20 protein-coding genes are annotated in these 23168 nt (G+C 61.8%); 11 read left to right on the top strand and 9 right to left on the bottom strand.

The window, feature by feature from the left end; translation table 11 throughout:
* The first annotated feature begins 18 nt into the window (after positions 1-18).
* The 5 genes from CQ13_RS39165 (at position 19) to CQ13_RS46275 (ending at position 3456) form a co-directional block, all read left to right on the top strand.
* Positions 19-441, top strand: a complete 423-nt coding sequence (locus CQ13_RS39165) for a hypothetical protein (protein WP_057848088.1) — start codon at positions 19-21, stop codon at positions 439-441.
* On the top strand, positions 434-1534 hold the full coding sequence (locus CQ13_RS39160) for a hypothetical protein (protein WP_057848087.1): 1101 nt from the start codon (positions 434-436) through the stop codon (positions 1532-1534). The genes CQ13_RS39165 and CQ13_RS39160 overlap by 8 nt, the downstream gene beginning before the upstream one ends.
* The gene (locus CQ13_RS39155; RefSeq protein ID WP_057848086.1) at positions 1524-1868 is read left to right on the top strand and encodes a hypothetical protein; all 345 of its coding nucleotides are present in this window, start codon (positions 1524-1526) and stop codon (positions 1866-1868) included. Before CQ13_RS39160 ends, CQ13_RS39155 begins: the two co-directional genes overlap by 11 nt.
* A 146-nt stretch (positions 1869-2014) precedes the next feature.
* A complete protein-coding gene (locus CQ13_RS39150) occupies positions 2015-3190 on the top strand; it encodes a LysM peptidoglycan-binding domain-containing protein (RefSeq protein WP_057848085.1) in 1176 nt (391 codons plus the stop codon).
* 116 nt (positions 3191-3306) lie between these two features.
* Complete coding sequence (locus CQ13_RS46275) at positions 3307-3456, top strand: hypothetical protein (protein WP_245309618.1); 150 nt, start codon at positions 3307-3309, stop codon at positions 3454-3456.
* 62 nt (positions 3457-3518) lie between these two features.
* Here the strand turns inward: CQ13_RS46275 and CQ13_RS39140 are convergent, their stop codons facing one another.
* Complete coding sequence (locus tag CQ13_RS39140) at positions 3519-5117, bottom strand: FAD-binding oxidoreductase (protein WP_057848084.1); 1599 nt, start codon at positions 5115-5117, stop codon at positions 3519-3521.
* 203 nt (positions 5118-5320) lie between these two features.
* Here CQ13_RS39140 and CQ13_RS39135 point away from each other — a divergent pair, with 203 nt between their 5' ends.
* Entirely contained in the window at positions 5321-6232 is a 912-nt protein-coding gene (locus tag CQ13_RS39135) for an amidohydrolase family protein (RefSeq protein WP_245309617.1), read from the top strand.
* Here CQ13_RS39135 and CQ13_RS39130 read toward each other — a convergent pair.
* The 5 genes from CQ13_RS39130 to CQ13_RS39110 all read right to left on the bottom strand — a co-directional run bounded on the left by CQ13_RS39130 (position 6220) and on the right by CQ13_RS39110 (position 14664).
* Complete coding sequence (locus CQ13_RS39130) at positions 6220-7128, bottom strand: methylenetetrahydrofolate reductase (protein ID WP_057848082.1); 909 nt, start codon at positions 7126-7128, stop codon at positions 6220-6222. The two genes, CQ13_RS39135 and CQ13_RS39130, sit on opposite strands and share 13 nt — an antisense overlap.
* Positions 7129-7143: 15 nt before the next feature.
* Positions 7144-8631 (bottom strand): hypothetical protein, encoded by a 1488-nt coding sequence (locus CQ13_RS39125; protein WP_245309616.1) that lies wholly within the window; start codon positions 8629-8631, stop codon positions 7144-7146.
* Positions 8632-8735: 104 nt separating this feature from the next.
* Positions 8736-11858 (bottom strand): efflux RND transporter permease subunit, encoded by a 3123-nt coding sequence (locus CQ13_RS39120; RefSeq protein ID WP_057848081.1) that lies wholly within the window; start codon positions 11856-11858, stop codon positions 8736-8738.
* A 29-nt stretch (positions 11859-11887) separates the two neighbouring features.
* Complete coding sequence (locus CQ13_RS39115; protein WP_430649741.1) at positions 11888-13099, bottom strand: efflux RND transporter periplasmic adaptor subunit; 1212 nt, start codon at positions 13097-13099, stop codon at positions 11888-11890.
* Positions 13100-13266: 167 nt separating this feature from the next.
* On the bottom strand, positions 13267-14664 hold the full coding sequence (locus tag CQ13_RS39110) for a CoA transferase (protein ID WP_057848079.1): 1398 nt from the start codon (positions 14662-14664) through the stop codon (positions 13267-13269).
* A 149-nt stretch (positions 14665-14813) separates the two neighbouring features.
* Between CQ13_RS39110 and CQ13_RS39105 the strand changes: the two genes are divergently transcribed.
* The 4 genes from CQ13_RS39105 to CQ13_RS39090 all read left to right on the top strand — a co-directional run bounded on the left by CQ13_RS39105 (position 14814) and on the right by CQ13_RS39090 (position 17920).
* Positions 14814-15584 carry an SDR family NAD(P)-dependent oxidoreductase gene (locus CQ13_RS39105; RefSeq protein WP_057848078.1) on the top strand — a complete coding sequence of 257 codons (771 nt, stop codon included), beginning with the start codon at positions 14814-14816 and terminating at the stop codon, positions 15582-15584.
* Positions 15585-15892: 308 nt separating this feature from the next.
* A complete protein-coding gene (locus tag CQ13_RS39100; RefSeq protein ID WP_063800251.1) occupies positions 15893-16165 on the top strand; it encodes a PilZ domain-containing protein in 273 nt (90 codons plus the stop codon).
* Positions 16166-16445: 280 nt separating this feature from the next.
* The gene (locus CQ13_RS39095; protein WP_057848076.1) at positions 16446-17363 is read left to right on the top strand and encodes a hypothetical protein; all 918 of its coding nucleotides are present in this window, start codon (positions 16446-16448) and stop codon (positions 17361-17363) included.
* An 86-nt stretch (positions 17364-17449) separates the two neighbouring features.
* A complete protein-coding gene (locus CQ13_RS39090; RefSeq protein ID WP_057848075.1) occupies positions 17450-17920 on the top strand; it encodes an MgtC/SapB family protein in 471 nt (156 codons plus the stop codon).
* A 583-nt stretch (positions 17921-18503) separates the two neighbouring features.
* Here the strand turns inward: CQ13_RS39090 and CQ13_RS39085 are convergent.
* Positions 18504-19514 carry an AraC family transcriptional regulator gene (locus CQ13_RS39085; RefSeq protein WP_057848074.1) on the bottom strand — a complete coding sequence of 337 codons (1011 nt, stop codon included), beginning with the start codon at positions 19512-19514 and terminating at the stop codon, positions 18504-18506.
* A 167-nt stretch (positions 19515-19681) separates the two neighbouring features.
* Between CQ13_RS39085 and CQ13_RS39080 the strand changes: the two genes are divergently transcribed.
* The gene (locus CQ13_RS39080) at positions 19682-20911 is read left to right on the top strand and encodes an NAD(P)/FAD-dependent oxidoreductase (protein WP_057848073.1); all 1230 of its coding nucleotides are present in this window, start codon (positions 19682-19684) and stop codon (positions 20909-20911) included.
* Positions 20912-20947: 36 nt separating this feature from the next.
* Here the strand turns inward: CQ13_RS39080 and CQ13_RS39075 are convergent, their stop codons facing one another.
* Together CQ13_RS39075 and CQ13_RS39070 are read right to left on the bottom strand one after the other, a co-directional pair.
* On the bottom strand, positions 20948-21763 hold the full coding sequence (locus tag CQ13_RS39075; protein WP_057848167.1) for a slipin family protein: 816 nt from the start codon (positions 21761-21763) through the stop codon (positions 20948-20950).
* Between the two features lie 11 nt (positions 21764-21774).
* On the bottom strand, positions 21775-23157 hold the full coding sequence (locus tag CQ13_RS39070) for an NfeD family protein (RefSeq protein ID WP_057848072.1): 1383 nt from the start codon (positions 23155-23157) through the stop codon (positions 21775-21777).
* Between the last annotated feature and the right edge of the window lie 11 nt (positions 23158-23168).

Below are 23168 nucleotides of genomic sequence, written 5' to 3'. Positions count from 1 at the left end.
GAATCGGCCGGAGACATCATGGACATCGTTAGATTGTGCGCCTGGGGCTACGCCGCCCTGCTCGGCTTCGTGATCCTCACCGGCTACATTCCGGCCTTCATCGATGTCAATGACATGATCTTCGGCCTGTTTCGCCGCACCTGGTATGCCGATGGGCTGCATCTGGTGTCGGCGCTATGGGCCGCAATTGCGGCGATGACCTCACGCCGCGCCTCGGAATTGTTTTTTCAATTATTCGGCGTGTTTTATTTTGCCGATGGCGTGCTCGGCCTGCTCACCGGCAGCGGTTATCTCGACTTCGGCATCCTGATCAACGGCGTCCTCAACCTGCCGCTCTCGACGCGGTTTTTCGCCAACGCCCCGCATCTCGCTCTCGGCGGCGTCGCCATCCTGATCGGCTATCTGCTCGCGCCGCGGACGCGGACCGCCGTTCATGCTTAAGTGGCTGCGGCGCATCCTGGCTGTCGTCGCGATCCTGATTGCGCTGACGGTGCTTTTGCCGCTGGCCTATGTCGAGGGCATTTGCCGGCCTGCGACGAGTACAGCGATCTCTACTGCGCCGGCTGTCACCCTGCCCGCGATCGATGAGCCGGGCTACCGGCGCAAGCTGAACAACACGTTCTTCACGTTCCCCGAATGGTACATCGTCTACTCCTTCGAGGATTTCGGCCGCTTCCTTGACCGCTCCAGCGAAAGCCATTTCAACTATCTCGGCCACATCTTCGGTTTCTGGCGCAGCTTCTGCACCATCAATCGCGCCGTGCCCGCAACGGGAGAATCGCTGGCCGAAGTGAAGACGATGATTTACGTGATCGGCGTCAGCTATTCCGTCGAATACGCCGTCAAGGGATTCTACGAGAATACGATCGGCCGCGTGTTCGAATGGATCAGAGGCGAGAAGCGTACCCCGCAGGATGAATTCGGCCGCGCCGTGCTGCAGGACTATGCCGCGTTCCTCTATACCGTCCCTTGGTACAAATACCCATTCAGCGAGAAGCTCGACGGCCTGATGGCAATCTCGGCGCCGACGCCGAGCAGCTGGCGTAGCCGGGAGCGCGACTTCGCGCTCGGCGCGGAATACTTCGTCAAGATCGGTTACGCCGCGCTGATTCAGAAGGCGCTAGACGCCAGCAATGACAACGAGCCGCGCGACATCATGTTTGCCGTCGCGACGCTGCCGCCGGAGGTATTGGCAAAAGAACCGCGCATCGAGCCGATCCGGGCGCTCAACGCACAATGGCAGCTCGTGCAGACGCCGCGCTACAAGGCTTTCACCGACATCCTGCAGCGGCTGCTGGATCAGGGTTATGGGGTTGCGGAGATCGCGGGCAATCAAGATATCCTTATCACGGTGATTGCACCCGACGCCGCCAAGCTCGATATCAAGGGTACGACGGAGCTATTTTCACTGGAGCTCGATGCGAAGCCCGGCTTCCGCCGGGCGGGCCTGAAGGCAAGGATCGACCGGCTCGTCGATATCAACCGCGAGCTCAAGGCCAGGGGTGCAAACATTGAGCACTTCTATGACTACTGACGGACGTCAGCGCGGCGATGGGCGTTGGGGCCGGATTGCCGGCGCGATCGCCCTCGTCGTGTGCGGCTGGCTTGCCGTTGTCACCGCGTTGACCTTCGGCTCAGCCCCAGGCAAGTCAATGGCGGTCATTGGCCCGCCGTCCCAGGCGCTGGCCGCGATCGCCAAGGCCAACGGCCGCATTCTTGTGTCGCACAACTACGTCACCATAGCGCGTTCCGACGACGCCGATTTCGTCGGCCGTCTCTACGCGGCCGGCGCGCTGTTGGTGCTCGACGCCGAACAGGCGGGCGGCTGCAGCGGCCTGCCGCCGAAGCTGTTGACCGTACAGCTTTGAGGACCAGGGTTCCAGCCTGGCCGGCCTGCCCTAGACGGCTTAATCCTTCTGTGCCTGCGGGTTATCTCTCGTCTTGAGTACCCATTTCGGCCGAGATACCTGTATAATGGTGGCGGGCCGACCTTCCGGCCGACGGGCTAAAGACCATGATCAAGACATCAATGAACCGGTTGGTCGTGCCCCTGATAGGGCTTGTTGCGGCGAGTGGCATCGGAACGATCGTCGCCATGCAGTACATTGGGCGCGAGCCGACTGCTGACAAGGCAGCAAGCGTCGCGCCAAAGCCGGCCACTGACGAGCGCATTAAGGGGCCCGCACTCGCAAGCGTGCAGGCGGAGACAAACGCGGTGGCGGCCGCACTGGCCGGATCGACCGCCACGCCCGAAACCGGCGACGGCGAGCCGGCGTTCGATGTCGCCCGCATCGAGCCGAACGGCGAAGCGGTCATCGCGGGACGCGCGGCGCCCGGCGTCACCGTGGAACTGCTACGCAATGGCGAACTGCATGATCGCGTCGTCGCGGATCAACCCGGACAATTCGCGATGATCCCGCCCCCGCTTCCGCCAGGCACTTATGACCTGACATTGCGCGCCAAGCAGCCCAACGGCAGAGAGACCGTGTCCAAGCAGAGCGTGACGGTGGCGCTTGAGCCGAACCTGAAGGAACGGCCGGTTGTGGCGCTGATGACGCCAAACAAACCTACCATCGTGATGTCACAGCCATCTCAGGCGAAGCCGGACAGCGCTGCGGTTGTTGTGGAGGCGGTCGAGATCGAGGCCGGCGGCAAATTCCATGTGAGCGGCCGCGCGCGCTCAGGCGCTCCGATGAGGCTCTATCTCAACGACAGCTTTATTGCGTCGGTAACGGCGGCGGCGGATGGACGCTTTGCCGTCACGATCAATGAAGGAATCGGGCCCGGGAATTATCGGGTAAGGCTGGACGAGGTGGATTCGAAGTCCGGCGTGGTGCGTGGACGCGCCGAGGTGCCGTTCAACGCGCCCGACCCGGTGGCTACCGCGTCGGTACCGCCGCGCACCTCACCTTCCAAACCGGACTCCGCCGCCCTGCCGAAGTCCCAGGTGGCGGATGCGTCGGCCGGCGTCCTGCCGGACGTCACGAACTCCTCCAGCGTCGTGGTGCCGAAGATCACGACCACCACGGTATCGCGCGGTGACAGCCTGTGGCGCATCAGCCAGGCCACCCTCGGCGCGGGCACACGCTACGCCACGATTTACAAGGCTAACCGAGAGCAAATCCGCAATCCTAACCTGATCTATCCCGGCCAAACCTTTGTTATTCCCAACCGGGAAGCCAATCCTTAAGGAGTGCTCCAACGGACTTTCAGGCTCCTGCCGTTCTAAAGAAATGGCCTTCGAAAAACAACGAGCGCGTCAAAGACGCTGTCTGGTCGATCCCGTACTCGGTCCTTGATGGCACCTTGGACGAATGCATCACCAAGTTTCTGGAGCAACCGCTCAGCCAATGCCATCTCTACGAGATTCACACCGCCCCACAGGGCGATTTGATCCCTAAAAAAATCTCCGCCGAGCTCGTCGTTGAAATTGCGAGGCTGCGCGATTTTTTGTGATGTCCATGATTACCATCTCGCTTTGCTGAGTGATGCACGATGCTCGGGATGGCAGACAGGCATTACGACGCGTATTTCTGGTAAAACGTATTGGTGAACAACTCGCCCGGATCATACTTCCGTTTCGCTGCGAAGAAAGCGTTGATCTCCGGGTATGAGCGCTGCAACTGGTCTCTCGAATAGTAGAGCTGGTAAGGCAGGAAGAACCGGCCCTTGTGCGCGATGGTAAGGTCGATCAGTTCCTCCGTCGCCTTCTTCATCCGCCGGTTGCCCTCTTCGTCCGTGGTCTGGTTGATGTAGAGCACCAGCGAGAATGCCGGCTCCGGCGAATAGGTCAGGAAATTGTTCTCTTGGTGCACGACGCGGACCGACGCGTTCAGCAGATTGGTCTTGTTGTCAGTCAGCACCTTGCGCATACCGTCGACAAACGAGACGAACTGGCTGCGCGGGATGAAATATTCGTGCAGGATGTCGGTATCGTCAGGCAGCGAGTTGCGCAAATAAGGCACCGAATCGTGCATGGGGTCATTGCGGTTGACGAGGCAGGCCTCCGCCGATCCGATCGCCTGCGCGCGCGTCACCGTGCAGTTTTCCATGCGGTGCTCGATGTGCTTCTCGGACAGCCACTTTATTTCCTGAAACAGCGGCCCTTGCTTGGACAGGTTGATGGTCAGTCGCCGCAGCTTGGTGCCGCTGACCTCGCCGAGCGGCTGGCGCTTGAAATCAGTGCCGTCGATTTTTGTGTAGGTATAGAGCAGCAATTCCCTTAGGAACGTGCTCGGCGCGGTCGAGAGATGGCCGTACATCAGGCCGATATTGGCGTCCTTCTCGATCTCTCCGGCGAACAGCGCCGGAAATTCCTTGTAGTCCATCACGCGACGGCCGGTCTGGTAGACGAGGTTGTCGGCAATATCGAGTTCGGCCTCGACGATCACGCCGAACAGGCCGTAGCCGCCGACCACGAGATTGAACAGATCCGCATTCTCGGTCGACGATACCGTGCGCAGCGAACCGTCCGCCAGCATCACCTTCATCGACTTGATCGATTTCGCAAGCGCGCCGGCCTGATGGTCCATGCCATGGGCATTGACCGAGATCGAGCCGCCGACGGTGAAGATATCGGTCGACTGCATGGCGCGCACCGCAAAGCGCGGATGCAAGACGTTCTGGATATCGTGCCAGGTCGCGCCCGGCTGCACCGTGACCGATCGCGAACTCTCGTTGAGCACGATCTTGTTGAAGCCGCGCATATCGAGCACAATGCCTCCCTTGCGGAAGGCGTGCCCGCCCATGCTGTGGCGGACGCCCGCGGTGGTGACGGAGAGCTTGTTGTCGCGCGCAAATGCCAGCGTCTTCGCAATATCCTCGACGCTGCGCACCTCGACCGCGCCGTAGATTTCGGTCTTGTTGAGACAGCTCGCATCATTGATGCTTCCGCCAAGCTGCGACCATGTCACGTCCTTGAGCGGCGCAATCGCCTTGATCCGCTCCAAATCGATTTTCGCCTGCTCGCCGCCGCCAACCGCCGGGCCGCAATCCTTTTCCCCGGTAGGATCGGCCGCCAGCGCCTGAAGTTTGCGATAGCTGTAAACGCCGAGCAGCACGACGACCACGGCGGCCACGGAGACGCCGGTTTTGAATTTTTGCGAAAATTTCTGCATGAATTGATTCCAGGGATTGCGAGATATTCCGGGCAGGCGGATCTTTAGTCAAATTTGGGCGGCTTCTGGTTCGATAGACCGGTTGCGTTACCGAAGCGATAAGCCGGAGCGGACAATTGCGGAGCTGCCGAATACATGTGAGAGAACAACAATGCTGGACGCGACGCAGTATGATGTTCGCCTCCATCGCAGCCGGAGTGATCATGAACAATAGAACCGCCTCTGCCAAAGCGGCGCAGCCGGCGACGCCGGTGAATTTCGATGTGCCCGCGGGCGCCTGCGACTGCCACACCCATATCCACCCTGATCCCGAATTCCCGTTCTTCTCCGGCCGCGTCTATACGCCCGAACTGGCCTCGCCCGAGGAAATGACCGCCCTGCACAAGGCGCTGCACATGGAGCGCGTGGTGATCGTCACGCCCTCGATCTACGGCACTGACAATTCGGCCACGCTGTTCGGCATGGCGGCACGGGGGCCGACCGCGCGCGGGGTTGCGGTGATCGACGACAAGACGTCGGAGAGCGATCTCGATGTCATGGGCAAGGCCGGCATTCGCGGTGTCCGCCTCAATCTCGCAACCAGCGGCGTCAACGATCCGAGCGTCGCCCGGCCACGCTTCACAGCCGCCGTCGAGCGCATGAAAGCGCGCGGCTGGCACGTGCAGATCTACACCAACCCGGCGATGATCGCCGCGATCAAGGATCTGGTGATGGCCTCCCCGGTGCCGGTCGTGTTCGATCATTTCGGTGGCGCCAAGGCAACCCTTGGCGTCGAGCAGCCGGGCTTTGCCGACCTCGTGGATCTCGTCAAATCGGGCAAGGCTTATGTGAAGATTTCCGGCGCCTATCGCGCCTCCAAACTCGTGCCCGATTACACCGATTGCATCCCGCTCGCCAAGGCGCTGATATCCGCCAATCCCGACCGGATCGTCTGGGGCACCGATTGGCCGCACCCGAACTCGGTCACGCCTGCGGACAAGAAGATTACCGACGTCACGCCGCTGTTTCAGATCGACGACGGGCGGCTCTTAAATCAGCTTCCGGTGTGGGCGCCGGATGCGGCGATCCGCAAGACAATTTTGGTCGACAACCCCGCCCAGCTCTACGGGTTCTGAAGCCCGGCACTCGACATCGCGGCCCGCTGCTGTCCGAACAGATCGCGGTCGTAATTGCGCAGCCAGTCACCGGCCTTGCGCAGGCCGCCGAACGGGAACAGGTGGAATCCGGCGATCGGTACGGTCGCCGCCGCAGGCGCCGCTCGCAATCCCCTGACGACGTCGTCAGGTCCGGTGTCCGTCAGCAGGCGGCCGAACCGGCCGATCTGGGCCCGCAGCGCGCGCATGGAATTGCCGATGCCGCAACGGAGCGCGAACTTTGTCAATGTCGCCGGCGTTGCCGGTCCAGCCAGGCCGACAATGACAGGCAGATCGATGCCCGCGCGATCGATAGCGGCGATCCATTCCAGGATCGGCGTGCTCTCGAAGCAAAATTGTGTGACGACATCGACCCGCGTTCCCGTCCGCCGCCCCCAGTAGCGCCATGCCTTGAGGCTGTTCAGCGCGTCAGGCAGATCGAGATAGGGGTGTCCCTCCGGATGACCGGCAACGCTGACGGATGCAATCGCGTGTACCTCGAGCAAGCCGCTGGCGGCAACATCGCGCGTCGATTTGAACGGGCCTCTCGCAGCGGCGACATCGCCGGCGATCAGAAGGATGCGCGAGACATCGGCTTCGCCGCGCGCCCTCGCCAGGAAATCATCGAGCGCTTCCCGCGAGACCATTTCGCGCACCGCGATATGCGGCACCGGATTGTAGCCGGCGCGGCGCAGTGCGGCAGCCGTCTCGATGTTGCGGCGATAATTATCGCCGGGCAGGAACGTGATCGTGACGTCGGTGCCTCCAGCGAAATGATCGGTTAGTTCCGCGATCTGATGCCCGCGCGAGGAAATTTCGACGGAGGCCTTCGGCAGCAGTGCGGCTAATCTGGCGGATGCTTGATCGGAGACGATCAATGGCGCCTCCCTTTGTCATGCCGGCGCGCGGCGGCGCGAGATCACATAGGTTTCGTCGTTGAACCAGAGGCCGCCATGCTTCTTCAGCACACGGTCGGTGGCTTCGAGGTAACGGCCGTCACGAACCACTTCCGACAACCTGTTATCCTCGATCTGCGCCACATAGATCGCGGCGTTCCAGGCCGCGAACAGCGTCGAGGTGCCGATCGGGCCGCTGACCTCGTCCGGCAGCGTGTGCATCTGATAGCGGAAGATCGAGCGTGCATCCGAGGACGCATTGAAATTGTAGTGGCGTGCGGCCGCGCCAAGCTCGTGCTTGACCTGTCGCAGGATCGCGTAGCGGTCGGTCTTGAAGGGATCGTCGCCCGGCCAGACCTGATCGATGATCTCGATGCCGGGATCCTTGCCATGCGAATGGATACCGATCAGCCGCCCACCCGGGCGCAGCGCCTTGACCAGCGGTGTCACCACTTTCGAAGCCTTGAACTCGACGCTCGCCCGCGCCCGATAGGGCTGCGAGGCGATGACCAGATCGTAATCGGCCATCACGCGGCCGGGCCGCGGCATGATCGGATCGAGCAGGAAGGAATGATCCTCGCGCCGCAGCGTCAGGATCACCGGGCGCTGATAGACCGGATTGCCCGTGGTCGGGCTGATGCCTGCGCGCCAGTTCACGGCGAGGAAGCTTTCGAGCTCGCCGATCTGCTCGGCGAAACCGTGTGCGGTGTTGCCTGATAGCGTGACGTCTTTCCAGATCAGGCCTTGCGCTGACGTGACCGAGCGTGGTGTCAGCCACGGCGCCTCGGCGTAGTAGAGGTTGGTCACGACCAGCACGGTGGCGGGATGCTCGAACAGGCGGTCCGCCATCTTCTCCAGCATCAGGCGGACGTCTTCGTAACTGATCTCTTTCGCCACGACATAGAGCGGCATGGTGGGAAATCGCGCATGCACCGCCCGCATCACGCGTGACAGCACGGTGCCGTCGCCGACGCCGGCATCGAAGATACGAAGCGCCGGCGGTGCCGGTTGCAGATTGCCGAGCTCGAGCGAAATACGATTGCCGACCTCGGTCTTCTCGCTGCAGGTCGAGACGAACAGCAGGTATTTTTGGCGGTTGTCGAAAAATCGGAAGCCCGGCGGCGCGACGGCATTGGCGGCGGCCGTATCGTTCAGTGGTTTGGCCGAGAGCGAATTGGCCGGCGCGCCGTCCGATTCCGGCCGGTGCTCGGCGAGATACGCGCGGACCTTGTCGAGCGTGCCGGTCGTGATCCGGGCGCCATCGCGCAACCGCGACACCAGCTTGCCGTCATTGACCACCAGCCGCCCAAAGGTCGATTCGGCCGTGCGCGTCTGGCGGCAATAGTCGCGGATTTCTCCGAGTATCTGCTCCGCCGTGGGCGCCGATTTCGCTGGCGGCGCGTGGCCGTTTTGTTGCCCCGTGGATCCTTGGCTGGATCCTTGGCTAGATACTTGGCTGGATCCTTGGCTTTCCTCGATCCGCATGGCTTGCTCCTGCGGTTGTCCCTGCCGGCATCAAGGGACGGCCGCCGGATCGCGTCAACCACAAACCGAGTGGGCAGCAAACATGGGCATGTGCCCACACGGATCTAGCGTGCGCGTCGCGAAAACACCGAGATCAGCACCGGCAACGTCACCAGGATCACCAGCGGCGCCAGCATCATGCCGGTGACTGCCACGATCGCCAGCGGCTTTTGCACCTGCGAACCGATTCCCTCCGACACCGCCGCCGGCAGCAGGCCGACGCCGGCCACCACGCAGGTCATCAGCACCGGCCGCAATTGCAGTTCGCCGGTGCGGATCACCGCCCGCATCCGCTCATAGCCTTCGTCGATGAGTTGATTGTACTGCGACAGGATGATGATGCCGTCCATCACGGCGATTCCGAACAGCGCGATGAATCCGATTGCCGCCGACACGCTGAAGGGAATTCCCGAGATCAACAGCCCGAGCACGCCGCCGAAGATCGCCATCGGGATCACGCTCATCGCGAGCAGCGTATCGACCATCGAGCCGAAGTTGAAGAATAGCAGCACACCGATCAGCGCCAGGCTGATCGGCACCACGATCGACAGCCGCCGGATGGCGTCCTGCAGATTGCCGAATTCGCCGACCCATTCGATCCGCGATCCCGGCGGCAATTGCACCTCGGCGGCGACCTTGTCCTGCGCTTCATGGATCGCGCTGCCGAGATCGCGGTTGCGGACCGAGAACTTGATCGGCAGATAGCGCTCCTGTTGTTCGCGGTAGATATAGGCGGCGCCCGAGATCAGGTTGATCGAGGCGACCTCGCTGAGCGGGATCTGCGTGATCGTGCCGCCCTGCCCGGCCACGCCGATCCGCAAGTTATGGATCGCCTCCGCGCTCTTGCGGTATTCCGGGGCGAGGCGAACGATGATCGGGAAATGCCGGTCGCTGCCGGGCTCATAGAGGTCGCCGGCGCTGTCGCCGCCGATCGCGACCTTGATGGTGGCGTTGATATCGCCGGGCGACAGGCCGTAGCGCGCCGCACGGGCGCGATCGATATCGATCTGGATGGTGGGCTGGCCGAGCGAGGTAAACACGGCAAGGTCGGTGACACCCTGCACGGTGCCGAGCACGGATTTGATCTTGTTGGCGGTGTCCGTCAGCGCCTGCAGGTCGTTGCCGTAGAGCTTGATCGAGTTCTCGCCCTTGACGCCCGAGACGGCCTCCGAGACGTTGTCCTGCAGGTATTGCGAGAAGTTGAATTCGACGCCCGGGAAGTTGTCTTGCAACTGCCCCAGCAATTGCGCTGTCAGCTCGTCCTTGTCATGGGTATCAGGCCACTCGCTGTTCGGCTTGAGCGGCGCGAAAAACTCCGCATTGAAGAGACCGGCGGCGTCCGTTCCGTCGTCGGGCCGGCCGTGTTGCGACACCACCGATTCCACCTCAGGACGCGCGCGGATGATCTTGCGCATGTCGTTGACGTAGACATTGCCCTCTTGCAGCGAGATGGTCGGCGGCAGCGTGGCGCGGATCCACAAATTGCCCTCTTCCAGCTTGGGCAGGAATTCCAGCCCCAGCAGCCGCGCGAACGCGATGGTCATGAGCACGAGAACGGCCGCGCCGGTGAGCACGATCCTGCGATTTGCGAGCGCCCATTTCAGCACCGGCACATAGAGCCGGTCGAGCTGTTTCACGATCCAGGTTTCGGCTTCATCCAGATGCGAGGGTAGGATGATCGCGCTCAACGCCGGCGTCACCGTGAACGTCGCGATCAGCCCACCGGCCAGCGCGTAGGCATAGGTCCGCGCCATGGGCCCGAAGATATTGCCTTCGACGCCGCTCAGTGTGAACAGCGGCAGGAAGGCTGTGATGATGATCGCGGCGGCGAAGAAGATCGAGCGCGACACGTCGGCCGCCGCAGACAGGATGGCGTGGCTCTTCATCCCAATCGTGGTGTCGAACGAGATGTCGCTGCGCTCGGCTTCCGACAGCGCGGTGGTCTGCGTCAGCCGCCGGAAGATCGCCTCTACCATGATCACGGTGGCGTCGACGATGAGACCGAAATCGATCGCACCGACCGACAGCAGATTGGCGGATTCGCCGCGCAGCACCAGAATTATCACGGCGAAGAACAGCGCGAAGGGAATCGTTGCGCCGACGATCAGCGCGCTGCGGAGATCGCCCAGAAACACCCATTGCAGCAACACGATCAGGATGATCCCGACCACCATGTTGTGCAGCACCGTATGCGTGGTGATGTCGATCAGATCCTTGCGGTCGTAGATGCGCTCGATCTGCACGCCGGGCGGCAGGATCGAGGAATGATTGATGTCGTGAACCAGCTTTTCGACCCGTGCAATGGTCGGCGAACTCTGCTCGCCGCGTCGCATCAGGACGATGCCCTGCACGATGTCGTCGTCCTGGTCGAGGCCGGCGATGCCGAGCCGCGGCTTCTCGCCGATCGTGACATGGGCGATGTCGCGCACCAGCACCGGATTGCCGCCGGACTGCGATAACATCGTGTTGTTGAGGTCGTCGATCGAGCGGATCAGCCCGACACCGCGCACCACGGCGGATTGCGCGCCGATATTGACGGTGTTGCCGCCGACATTGATGTTGGCGTTGCCGACGGCCTGCAGCACCTGCGGCAACGTCAGCCCGTTGGCGACGAGCTTGTTGAAATCGACCTGCAGCTCGTAGGTCTTGGTCTTGCCGCCCCAGCCGGTGACGTCGACGACGCCGGGCACAGCGCGGAAGCGGCGTTGTAACACCCAGTCCTGCAGCGTCTTGAGGTCAAGCACGCTGTAATTCGGCGGGCCCTTCAGGCGGTAGCGAAAAATCTCGCCGGTCGGGCTCAGCGGCGAGATGGTCGGCTGCACGTTGCCCGGTAGCGGCGCGAGTTGCGACAGCCGGTTCAAGACCTGCTGCAGCGCTTCGTCATAGGTGTAGTCGAACGAGAACTGCAGCTTGACGTCAGACAATCCGTACAGCGAGATGGTGCGGATGGTGCGCAGGTTCTTGATGCCGGCGACCTGGGTCTCGATCGGGATCGTGATGTAGCGCTCGATCTCCTCCGACGACAGCCCCGGGCTTTGCGTCACGATGTCGACCATCGGCGGGGTCGGATCGGGATAGGCCTCGATGTTGAGCTGCTTGAACGCGATCAGGCCGCCGACCAGCACGGCTATGAACATGCCGACCATCAAATAGCGGCGGCTGACGGCTAGGGCGACTAGGCGATCCATTCAGATCGAAGCTTTCAATGAGCGAGGCATCAGCTTCCGGATGCGGCCCGGTCGATGAACAGTGCGCCCTTGGTGACGATTTGCTCGCCGGGCTTCAAATTGCCGACCACCTCGACGAGGTCGCCATTGGTGAGGCCAGGCTTGACCTGACGCAGTTCAATCGTCTTGTCCGGATTCGCGACCCAGATCCGGACCTGATCGCCTTCATAGATCAACGCCTGCTTCGGCACGCCGACCGCCGGACGGCCGCCTGCCGAATAGATCGTGACATTCGCGAACATCTCAGGCTTCAGCGTACCGTTCTTGTTGTCGATCGTGGCGCGGACGAGCAGCCGCCGCGTCGTAGGGTCGATTGCGGTTGCGACGTAGTTGATCCGCGCCGAAAGCGAACGGCCCGGCAGCGCCAGCACATTGAACGTCACCTCCTGCCCGACCGCGACGTTTGCGCAATCGCTTTCGCGGACAAAGGCCGTCATCCAGACGGTGGAGAGATCGCCGATCACATAGACGGGGTCGCTGGCGCCGGCGTTGACGTATTGCCCCGGGCCGATCTTGCGTTGGACCACGGTGCCCGCGATCGGTGCGAAGATGGTGATCTCGGGATTGATGCGGCCCTTCTCCTGGAAGGTCGCGATGTCGTCGTCGGTGAGGCCGAGAAGGTGCAATTTGTTGCGCGCTGCCTGGACCGCCGTTTCCGACGAGCGCACGTCATTCTGCGCCTGGATCAGCGTCGCCTGGCTCTGCTGATAATCCTTCAGCGGAACGGCTTTGCCCTCGAACAGGTCCTTGGCGCGCGCTCCCTGCAACTGCGCCAGATCAAGCGCGGACTTCGCCTTGTTCATCGTGCTCATCGCTGCAACGAAATCGTTTTGCGCCTGAACGTTGTCGGCGGCCTCGATCACGAACAATGGCTGGCCCTTGACGACGCTATCGCCTGGCTTGGCCAGCAACCTGGTGACGCGGCCCGCATAGGGCGAGAACACCGGTGTCGAGCGGTCTTCGTCGATTGCGATCTTGCCTTCGGTGACGCGCTCGGCGCGGAAGTCGCGTTCAGTGACGGGCTGAATGGTCAGGCTGGCCCATTCGGCTGGGCTCGGCGTGTAGCGCTGCGAGCCCTTGCGGGACTGGCTTGAGATCTCCGAATGCCCGCGCTTTGGGCCGCCAAGATGGATGGCGCCGTAAGCGGCCACCCCAGCCACTGCCATCACGGCAATGACCACGACCATTTTTGGACTAACCATCTGTAATTGCTTGCAAAGTCCGAAAAACATACGACATGGGTTCCAGCGACAATTTGTCTCACCGGCGCTATAGTGCCCAATTGGCATCCCTCACAACCCAAAAAAGCGAAATAGCCGTACCGGACGCGATTAAAATTTGAAGAGGCAGGCTTTGAGCGGGGGACCTCCTATTCGCGTACGGGCCATTGCGGCGGGTGGCTGCCGAGTGGCATCGCCGGGACCGCCCAGAAGGCTGGCGTTTTCGACAACAGCGCCGAGTGCGTCACGTACCGCAGCGGCCCGAAGCCGGAGCCCGCCTCCGCGATGAACGGCTTCACCGCTTCCCCCTTCAAATCCTCGATCGCAAGACCGTCGGTGACGCGGCCGAGATTCCACAGCCAGCGTCCGGTTTGCGCCAGCGAAACCTCGACGTGCCAACTAGCGCCTTCGCGCGCCTGGCGCACCTTGGCCATCATGGCGCCGAACGCCATGAAGTAACCGGTGGCGTGGTCGAGCATCTGCCCCGGCAGTTCCTTCGGTCCGTCAACACCGGCGGCCTGCCCTTCGGCATGGTTGAATCCGGTCGCGGTCTGCACCAGCGAGTCGAAGCCGCGCCGCGCCGCCCAGGGTCCGGCGGCACCATAGGCCGACAACGTGACATAAATGACACCGGGACTGATGCGTGCGACATCCTCCGGCGAGAAGCCGAGGCTGGCGATCGCGCGCGGTCGATAGCCTTGCGAAAAGATATCCGCCTGCGCCAGCAGATCGCGCAGCACGCCACGCCCCTGCTCGCTCTTCAGTTCGACAAAGCTCGTCAGCTTGCCCCTCCCGGTGTCGATGACGAGCCAGGGGATCGCCGGCAAATCGGGCCCCGAGATCAACAGCACGTCGGCGCCATGCGCGGCGAGCGTTCGCCCCGCAACGGGACCGGCGATGACCCGCGACAGATCAAGCACACGGATACCTGCGAGCGGCCGCTCGCCGTTGGGCCACGGCTTTGGCGGAGCCTCGCCGATCTTCGTGATTGAGATCAGCGGCAATCCGGCGAGCGCCTTGGCCTGTGGTGTCGTCAGCCATTCGTCATGCGTGCGCATGAAGGCGACGACGCCACCGCTCGTATAGGCCGCGGTCTCGAACGCCTCGCCGTCCCATTGTAACAGCGCGGCCTGCACCGCGTCACGCTCCGGCTTGCAGTTCAGCACCTTGCAGACGGCGTCGCGGTGATGGGGAAAATTGGTGTGCAGGCGTACGAAGCCGTTATCGCGCGTCTTGTAGATGCCGGCGATGGCGTCCCAGGCCGGCGGTGGCGGCTTGCCGTCGACGCGCAGATAACGCTCGCTCCGACACTCGACCACGGCATGGCGCATATCCACCGCGACCTCCTGCGTCTCGCCGCTGCGCATTTTCCAGATCTCGGCGGCTGCAAGCCCGGTTGCGGCGACGCTGACCTGCGCCGCCGCAGCGACGCGAAACGACGACGGCAATTGCGGTTCGTCGCCGGTCAGCGTGAGCTTGCCGAGCGCACACGGATCGCCGCCGATGGAGGTCCAGATATCGGAGAGCATTTCTCTGGGGCTTTGCATCGGCGTGCCTCTCCCCTAACCTTCAAGTTCTGCCCGCCAGCGTAGCCCGGATGGAGCGCGAACGAAATCCGGGGACGGTTCTTCGGTTCGAGCTTTCGTCGTGACCACGGTCGCTACAGTATGGTCGGATCAAACGAAGGAAAAACAAAATGGACTTGGGTTTGAAAGGCAGAAACGCCGTCGTGCTCGGCGGCACGCGCGGCATCGGACGGGCGATTGCGGAAACGCTGGCGGGCGAAGGCTCGGGCGTCGCCGTTTGCGCCCGCAATGCGGATCAGGTCGCGGCCACCGTTGCCGAGTTGAAAGGGCTTGGCGTGCGCGCCACCGGCGCGGCGGTTGACGTCACCGACGCGGCCGCGCTGAAATCATGGCTATCGGATGCGGCCGCCGAGCTGGGCAGCATCGACATGCTGTTTTCCAATGCCGGCGCCATGGCGCAAGGCGGCGATCCCGCCTCATGGGAGCAGAATTTCCGGCTCGACGTGCTCGGCGCCGTCAACGCGTTCGAGGCCGCGCGGCCGTTGCTCGAAGCGAGCGCGCAGAAGACCGGCGATGCGGCCTTCATCATCATATCGTCGATCTCGGCGGCGCAGGCGGATAGCGCCAGCTCTTACGGCCCGATCAAGGCGGCGCTGATCCACATGGCCAAGGGACTGGCGCGGCAATACGCGGACAAGAAAATCCGCGTCAACGTGGTGTCGCCGGGCACGGTCTATTTCAAGGGCGGCATCTGGAACATGGTCGAGCAGAACATGCCGAAACGCTACCAGGATGCGCTGGCGCGTAACCCGACCGGCCGCATGGCGACGCCGCAGGAAATTGCCAACGCAGCCGTGTTCCTGGCGAGCCCGGCCTCCTCGTTCACGACCGGCTCGAACCTCGTCGTCGACGGCGCGATTTCGAACCGCGTGAATTTTTGAGGAAGTTGGTAGGGTGGGCAAAGGCGCATCGCGCCGTGCCCACCATCCATCCCGGTCGTGAATGTTGAGCACGCTTGCGCTTGCCCACCTTACGATTCTGCGCGCGCCCCGGAATGACGGACGGAGCGCCGTATTGCGGAGACCTTAACGTGCCGACGGGACTGGCAGGGTTGTGAGAGCTCGGCTTACAACTCGCAAACCAAACCGGCCAATTTGAATCGATAAGCTAACTGAACTTTACGAACTTACCCCCACTGTGACGCCTGCTTCGATGACCCAGCCACGGGGTCCAATGACGGATGGCCACGATGATTGTCGACGAGCAAAGGACAAAGGTGCAGCGCGAACCGCGACGCGAGCTCCGCAAACGGCTGACATGGATGACGATCGACGACGGGGTGACGAGGATTGAATGCTTTGTCCTGGACGTCTCACCGGGCGGCGCCAAGATCGTGACCGATGTCGCATTCGACGTCAGGGACAGCTTTCAACTGGCGCTGGTGCCCGACCATAAAACGCGCCAGTCGTGCGAGGTGGTTTGGCGTCGCGGCAAGACCTACGGCGTGAAATTCCTGTCTTGAGGAGCGGCGCTTTCGCCGCGGGGTCTCATGGTTCTCCCGGCGATGCGAAGCATCGTCCGGAGACGGCGTTTTGCGCATCCGCACCGCCATGAGGAGGATAGAATTTCGCAGCCGCCTGTTAATCTTGCCCTAACACCAGCATAGGACCTCGGCCTGAGCGCGGCATCTCTGCTGCGTCTCGGAGTGCCCTTCCGCCCCGCCCTACTCTCGTCGCCATTGGCTTCGATATGTGACTGTATTATTACAGTCAGATGTCAATTCGATTACGGCGGAGCGGCGAATGAGCTTGGAATGGCAGGCGCGGTCAGGTTCCCTGGCCTGGTCGAATCCCGTGTCCTGGTGGTGGGGCCTGCTGACGCTGGTGAGCGGCGTCAATATCGCCATCTGGTTCGCTCTGTATCGCGAGCTTCCCGTCCAGCCGACCGGCGCTGCCGGCGGCACGTCCGGCATCGGGATGATGCTGCTGTTCTGCGCGGCCTATGTGTTCGGCTGCGCCTTCAGGTCGTTTCTGCCGCGCGCCGATGTGCAGCGGATCTGCCTGTTCGACACCTGGCTGTCGAGCGTCATGGTCGGACGTTCCGTGGCAACCGTGGCCGAGATCTGCTTTGTGGCGCAATGGGCGATCATCCTGCACCAGCTCGGCACGATGACCGGCGCGGAAACGACCGTAAATGTCGCGTGGGTGATCGTGCCGCTGATCCTGATCGCGGAATGCCTTTCATGGTATGCGGTGCTGACCAGGAATTATCTCGGCAACGCCATCGAAAATTCGCTATGGGCGGTTGCCTTCTTCGCCGTCGGCGTCGGCCTTTGCCGCCTGCTTCCGGAATTCAATGGTGCGGCTCGCGTAGGCCTCGTCGTCGCCATCGCGGGCATTGTGGGCTTCCTGGCGTTTCTGATGACGATCGACGTCCCGATGTACCTGAAGCGCTGGCGGACCGGAGACGCCGATGGCGACAAGCGCCTGACGCCGCGCGAGGGCCTGCGCGACGTCAGCACGCGCTGGATTGTGACGCACGACCTTGCCGAGTGGAAGGACGAGATTGCCTGGATGTCGCTTTATTTCAGCCTGGCAGTCTGGTCCAGCCTCGCGCTGTGCGTCTTCTATTCGCTCGATCATCATTTGCCGCAGTACCGAACCGAAGCCGCGATCACGAGCGCAGCGCCGAGCACGACTGTCGTCGGCAGCACCCGGTGACACAACAGCCGCCGCGCTGAACCTTACGTCGCATTGCCGCGTTATCCTCCTGTATCGCGCATAGTTTTGTTTCGGAAGGGCGTGTTTTGGACCGGTTTCAGATAGGCGTTCATTTCCTGGTACTGGCCGCAGCTTTCGTGCTGGCGATACCGATCGGGTGGGATCGTGAAAAGCGGACGCGGAGTGCTGGACTGCGAACTTTCCCGCTGGTCGCGCTGGCAAGCTGCGGCTTCGTGCAGGCCAGCGAGCATCTGATGGTGAATTCTCCCGATGGCATGTCGAAAGTGATCGAGGGCGTGATCACCGGCATCGGCTTCATCGGCGGAGGCGCGATCCTCAAGCACGGCGATACCGTGCAGGGCACCGCGACGGCAGCAAGCCTGTGGGCCACCGGCGCGATTGGCCTTTCGGTTGGGCTAGGCAGCTACGACGTCGCGGTCATGATCGCAATTTTTACGTTCCTGACCCTGAGGCTGCTCACCCTGATCAAGGAAGAAAGCGACCTCAAGGTGGATTCAACGGACGACGAATCCGGAAACCGATCCAAAAAGCGATAAAGGCAATCACGGCGCCGTGAAGGCGTTTCGCCGCCGGCGGCGCATGAAACATTCCGCGCGTCCGGCGAAGCCATTTTCTCAGCGCACGAAGAAATCCGGAAACGATATCATGGTAGCGTGACACAATGATCAAATGTGGGGTTTGATCATGTGGAACCTCATCGACATACTCTACCGGGATACTGCCTTGCTCGGTCGCAGGAGATGCGCAGGTCCTCCCCTCTCGCACTGAATTTCAATGGCGCGCGAGCACGTCGCACTCAGCATCGACGGTTCCACAGGTAGGTGAGTCGACTCACGAGCATCAGTCGGAACCGAGATCGAAGGAGGAGCATATGCAGCCATCGACAGACGATCTGCTGATACGCCAAATCAGTGCCCTGATATCGGCGACCGCTGCTGCGGTGTCCAGCCCCAGGGAACACGCTCCATTTGTGGAGGCAAGGCTATACGAAACCCTCGCGGCACATTGCGCCGAAAAGCAGAGGCTTGCAGCAGCCTTTGCGAAAGGCGGAGCCGCGGCGACACGAAGGGGATTGATCTACTGGTAGAGACGGACCGGCGGATCGGCGAGCTCGTCCTCTCACACCGCACGCGATGGGCTGTGAGTTGGCCCAGCACCTCCAACCAGTTGCGATCGGGAGCATGATCGCCTGAATTGTCCTGGGGGGACGCCGAATTCGCGCTTGAATGCCCGATTGAACGCGGCTTCTGAGTCATACCCGACCTCGCACGCTACCTCTACCACCGACTCCGTGGTCGTTTGGAGCATTCTGGCGGCGAGCTGCAATCGCCAGCGGGCAAGATAGGTCAGTGGCGGCTCGCCAAGAAACCGGGAAAACCTCTCGGCAAGAACCGAGCGCGAAACCGCGGTTTCGGTGGCAAGTTCTTCCACGGTCCAACGATGGTAGGGTTTGCGGTGCAGGAGCGCCAGTGCGCCGCCGACGACCGGATCCCGCGCACCTGCAAGCCAGCCGGTCTGCTCTGCCGGCAGCGCCTCCATATGGCGGCGGATGGCTTCGATGAAGAGCGCTTCCGCCATCTTGGAGAGAAGGACCGAATATCCCGGCCGCGCAGATCCAGCCTGGCAAACGAGATGGCGAACCGAGCTCTCCAGCCATTCGCCGGCCGGATCGCCGCGGAGGTTGATCTTGATCATCAGCGGCAGGCCAGCAAGGAAAAGCCGTTCCGCATGTCGTTCGCAGCCGAAATAGCCGCAGACGAATGTGGTCAGTTCGCCGCCGCCACCCAATCGCATTGTCGTGAGATCGCCCGCCAGAAAACTGCCTAGCGAAGCTCCGCTGTCAACGAAAGTCGATGGCGAGCCGTTCGAAACGGTATGAGCATCGCCGTGGGGAATGATCAGGATATCCCCGGCGGTGACCGCAATATTCTCTTCGTCGGCGAAGCATACGACCGCTTTTCCTTGGGTGACCAGGTGATAGCTGATCAGGCGCTCGGTCCCGGGGGCAAGCAAGTGGGCGACGTTCTGCAGGTGCGGTACACGGAACCCCCAGGGAGCGGTGCACTCCGCACGATAGAAGATGGCGCCGGTCATGCGCACGGATGTCAGCGCCTCCGATAAAGCATCCATTTACTTGCTCCGACATCTATGAACCCGGAACGGGCTGCAAAGAAACAAGGACTTCCGGCAAAGTTTGGACTTCGGTTTTCCGCTAAATTGAAGCCACGAGTTCAGGCCGACACGCTCAGCCTGGCCCCGTGAACCCGGCCCCGCAAGCATTTTTTAAGGAGGGTTCGATGAGCAAGGCATTTGACGTGATTGTCCTAGGCGCGCGCTGCGCCGGTTCGCCAACAGCGATGTTGCTGGCGCGCAGGGGTTACCGGGTGCTGGCGGTCGACCGCGCTTCATTCCCGAGCGACACCGTCTCAACCCATCTCCTGCATCCCCGCGCTGTGAATGCGCTATCGGGATGGGGTTTGCTCGACCGTCTGGTGGCGACCGGATGTCCGCCGATCCATACCTACTCCTTCGATTTTGGTGCTTTCACAATTGCCGGCACCCCGGGCACAGATAGTGATCCTGTCGCATACTGCCCGCGGCGGACAATCCTCGACAAACTGCTCGTCGATGCCGTCGCCGAATCCGGTGCGGAGGTGCGTCAGGGTTTTGTCGTCGAGGAAATAATTATCGACGGCGAGCGGGTAGTCGGCATCAAGGGTCGATCCAAGCATGGCGGCTCCGTCACGGAGTATGCCGACGTTATCGTGGGGGCTGACGGTCGGCACTCCATGTTGAGCGAGGCAGTCCACCCCGAGCAGTACCGCGAGAAGCCGCCCCTGTTGGCAGGTTATTACAGTTATTGGAGCGAGCTACCCATGGACGGCCGCTTTGAAACCTATATCCGCGACAAGCGCGGATTTGCGGCAGTGCCGACCCACGACGATCTGACGCTCGTAATTGCCGGATGGCCTTACCCAGAGTTTGTCGACAACAAGAAAGACATCGAGGGCAACTACTTGAAAGCAATTGACTTGGCGCCAGACTTTGCCCGGCGGCTGCGCAGCGCAACACGCGAAGCACCCTTCGCCGGCGCGGCGGTGCCGAATTATTTTCGCAAGCCTTACGGCCCCGGCTGGGCACTCGTAGGGGACGCCGGCTATAACAAAGACTTCATAACAGCACAGGGAATTCTCGACGCTTTCCGAGACGCCGAACTCTGCGCCACGGCCCTTGACCGATCGCTGTCGGGCGCGCGGCCATTCGAGCTTGCCATGAGTGAGTACCAGCACAATCGCGATGCGCAGGCCGGGGCGATGTACGACTTCACTTGCGAACTCGCAATGCTTGAGCCTCCGCCACCCGAGCTGCAGCAGATTCTTGAGGCGGTTTACGGCAACCAGGCCGCCATGGATGGCTTTGCGCGCCTGAATGCCGGGACGATATCGCCGACGGAATTTTTTGCGCCGGAAAACGTCGAGGCGATCTTTGCCGCTGCAGTCCGAAAAACTCAAGTGATGAGTGCATAGTGACGAGCAGCGTCAGCCCGGCAGACTTCCGCCATGTCACGCCTGGGCAGCTTCTGATCCCCGCCGGCGACTTGCCGTCTCCCGCTGTACCGTCGCCGGCGCTGCCAGAGCTTGAAGAAACTCCACAGGCACCGGGAACACGATCGTCGAATTCTTTTCCGCCGCAATGTCCTGCAGCGTCGACAGGTAACGCAATTGCATGGACTCCGGCCTCCTTGCGAGCATGTCGCCTGCTTCCACCAGTTTCTCGGCGGCCTGCTGCTCCGCTTCAGCGCCTATGATTCTTGCGCGGCGGTACCGCTCGGCCTCGGCTTGACGAGCAATGGCACGAATCATGCTCTCGTTGATATCGACGTGCTTGATTTCGACATTCGCAACCTTGATACCCCACGCATCGGTTTGGCTGTCGAGAATTTCCTGAATATCGCGATTGAGCTTGTCCCTCTCTGCCAGCATTTCATCCAGCTCGTGCTTGCCAAGCACGGACCTGAGGGTGGTCTGCGCTAGCTGGCTGGTGGCCGCCATGAAGTTTTCCACCTGAATAACCGATTTGTCCGCATCTACCACGCGGAAGTAGATAACCGCGTTGACCTTTACCGAAACGTTGTCGCGAGAAATCACGTCCTGGCTTGGAACGTCGAGCACGAGCGTACGAAGATCTACCCGAACGAATTGCTGGACGATCGGCACCAATATGATGAGCCCGGGACCTTTCACGCCGGAAAAGCGCCCCAATGTGAAGACTACCGCACGCTCGTATTCCCGCATGATGTGAATCGCCGACAGGACCACCGCAATGATCACGGCTCCGATCACGATATACGGGAGGGTTTCTGTTACGAATGTTGGCATGGTTTCACTCCTCATGATTTCGGTGGGGCGTCGGGATCTGGCTCGACGAGCAGTTTCAGGTTTTGACGTTCGAGAACACGCACGCGGTCACCCCGGGTGAACTCGCTTTCCGATTTCGCCGCCCAACGTTCTCCCATGACCAGGACCTCGCCTTTGCCGTCGGCCCACCAAAGCACCTGCCCCGCGCTGCGAAGCAGAACCGCTTCGCCTGTGGTCACCTCGCGCTGATGCGCCCGCCAGACCGCCGCGAGTGCAATCACCAGGAATCCTGCACTGGCAATGGTGGCCGTGGCAACCACCGGCCATGAGAGATGGAAACCCGGCACGTCGCCGCGAAACAGGAACAGCGAGCCAACGGCGAACGAGATGACGCCGCCAATTCCGAGCACGCCAAACGAGGGCAGAAACGCTTCTGCAATCATCATCGCCATGCCGAGCAGCAGCAGGCCGGCACCGGCGTAGCTGATCGGCAGGAGATTCAAGGCGTAGAGGCCGACCAGGAGGGCGATTCCGCCGATCACCCCGGGGAAAACAGCGCCTGGACTGATGAACTCGAATAGAAGTCCGTAGAGCCCGATCAGCAAGAGTATGTATGCGATGTTCGGATTGGTAATCGTGGCCAGAATGCGATTGCGCCAATCGGGCTCGATTGCCGTTGTGCTCAGGCCTCCGGTATGCAGCCTGACCTGCTGATCGTTGATCGTTACGGTTCGGCCCTCGGCCTGGGACAACAGATCGGGTAAATCCTTCGCAACAATCTCAACGACACGCTGCGACTGGGCCTCGCTCGCGGTGAGAGTGGCGGCTTCCCGGACGGCTTTCTCCGCCCAGGAAACATTTCGTCCCCGGAGCTCGGCCAGTCCCCTGATATAGGCAACCGCATCGTTGATCGCCTTCGCCTCGCCTGCATTGGTCGGCGACGAGGCTCCTTTCTTATCACCGTCTTTCTTGTCATCATCTTTCTTGTCATCGGTCCGCCAGCCGGAGCCACCGCCGAGCTGAACGGGCGTGGCTGCACCGAGATGCGTGCTCGGCGCCATCGCGGCGAGGTGGCTCGCATAAACAATGTAGGTGCCGGCGCTGGCGGCTCGCGCACCGCTCGGGCTCACATAAGAGATCACGGGAATGGGGGACTTAAGTATCTCTCCTATGATCTCGCGCATTGAGGCGTCGAGACCACCAGGCGTATTCAGCCTCAGCACGATGAGCTTCGCCTGTCGCCGACGCGCCTCCTCAAGTCCATCGCGGATATATTCAGAAGTCGCTGGCCCAATCGCTCCATCCACATCCAGCAGAATGGCGACGTTTGCCGGCTCGCTACTTTGTCCAAGTGCTGCTCCGGGGCCAAGTACGAGCAATGCTACGGTAATAAGCCTGTAAAGAAAGTGCACCATGGTAAGTCGCT

It is taken from the genome of Bradyrhizobium retamae, assembly GCF_001440415.1.
GTDB classification, from domain to species: Bacteria; Pseudomonadota; Alphaproteobacteria; order Rhizobiales; family Xanthobacteraceae; genus Bradyrhizobium; species Bradyrhizobium retamae.
Note: the sequence above shows the minus strand (reverse complement) of the source record. Positions and strands in the feature narration are given on the sequence as shown.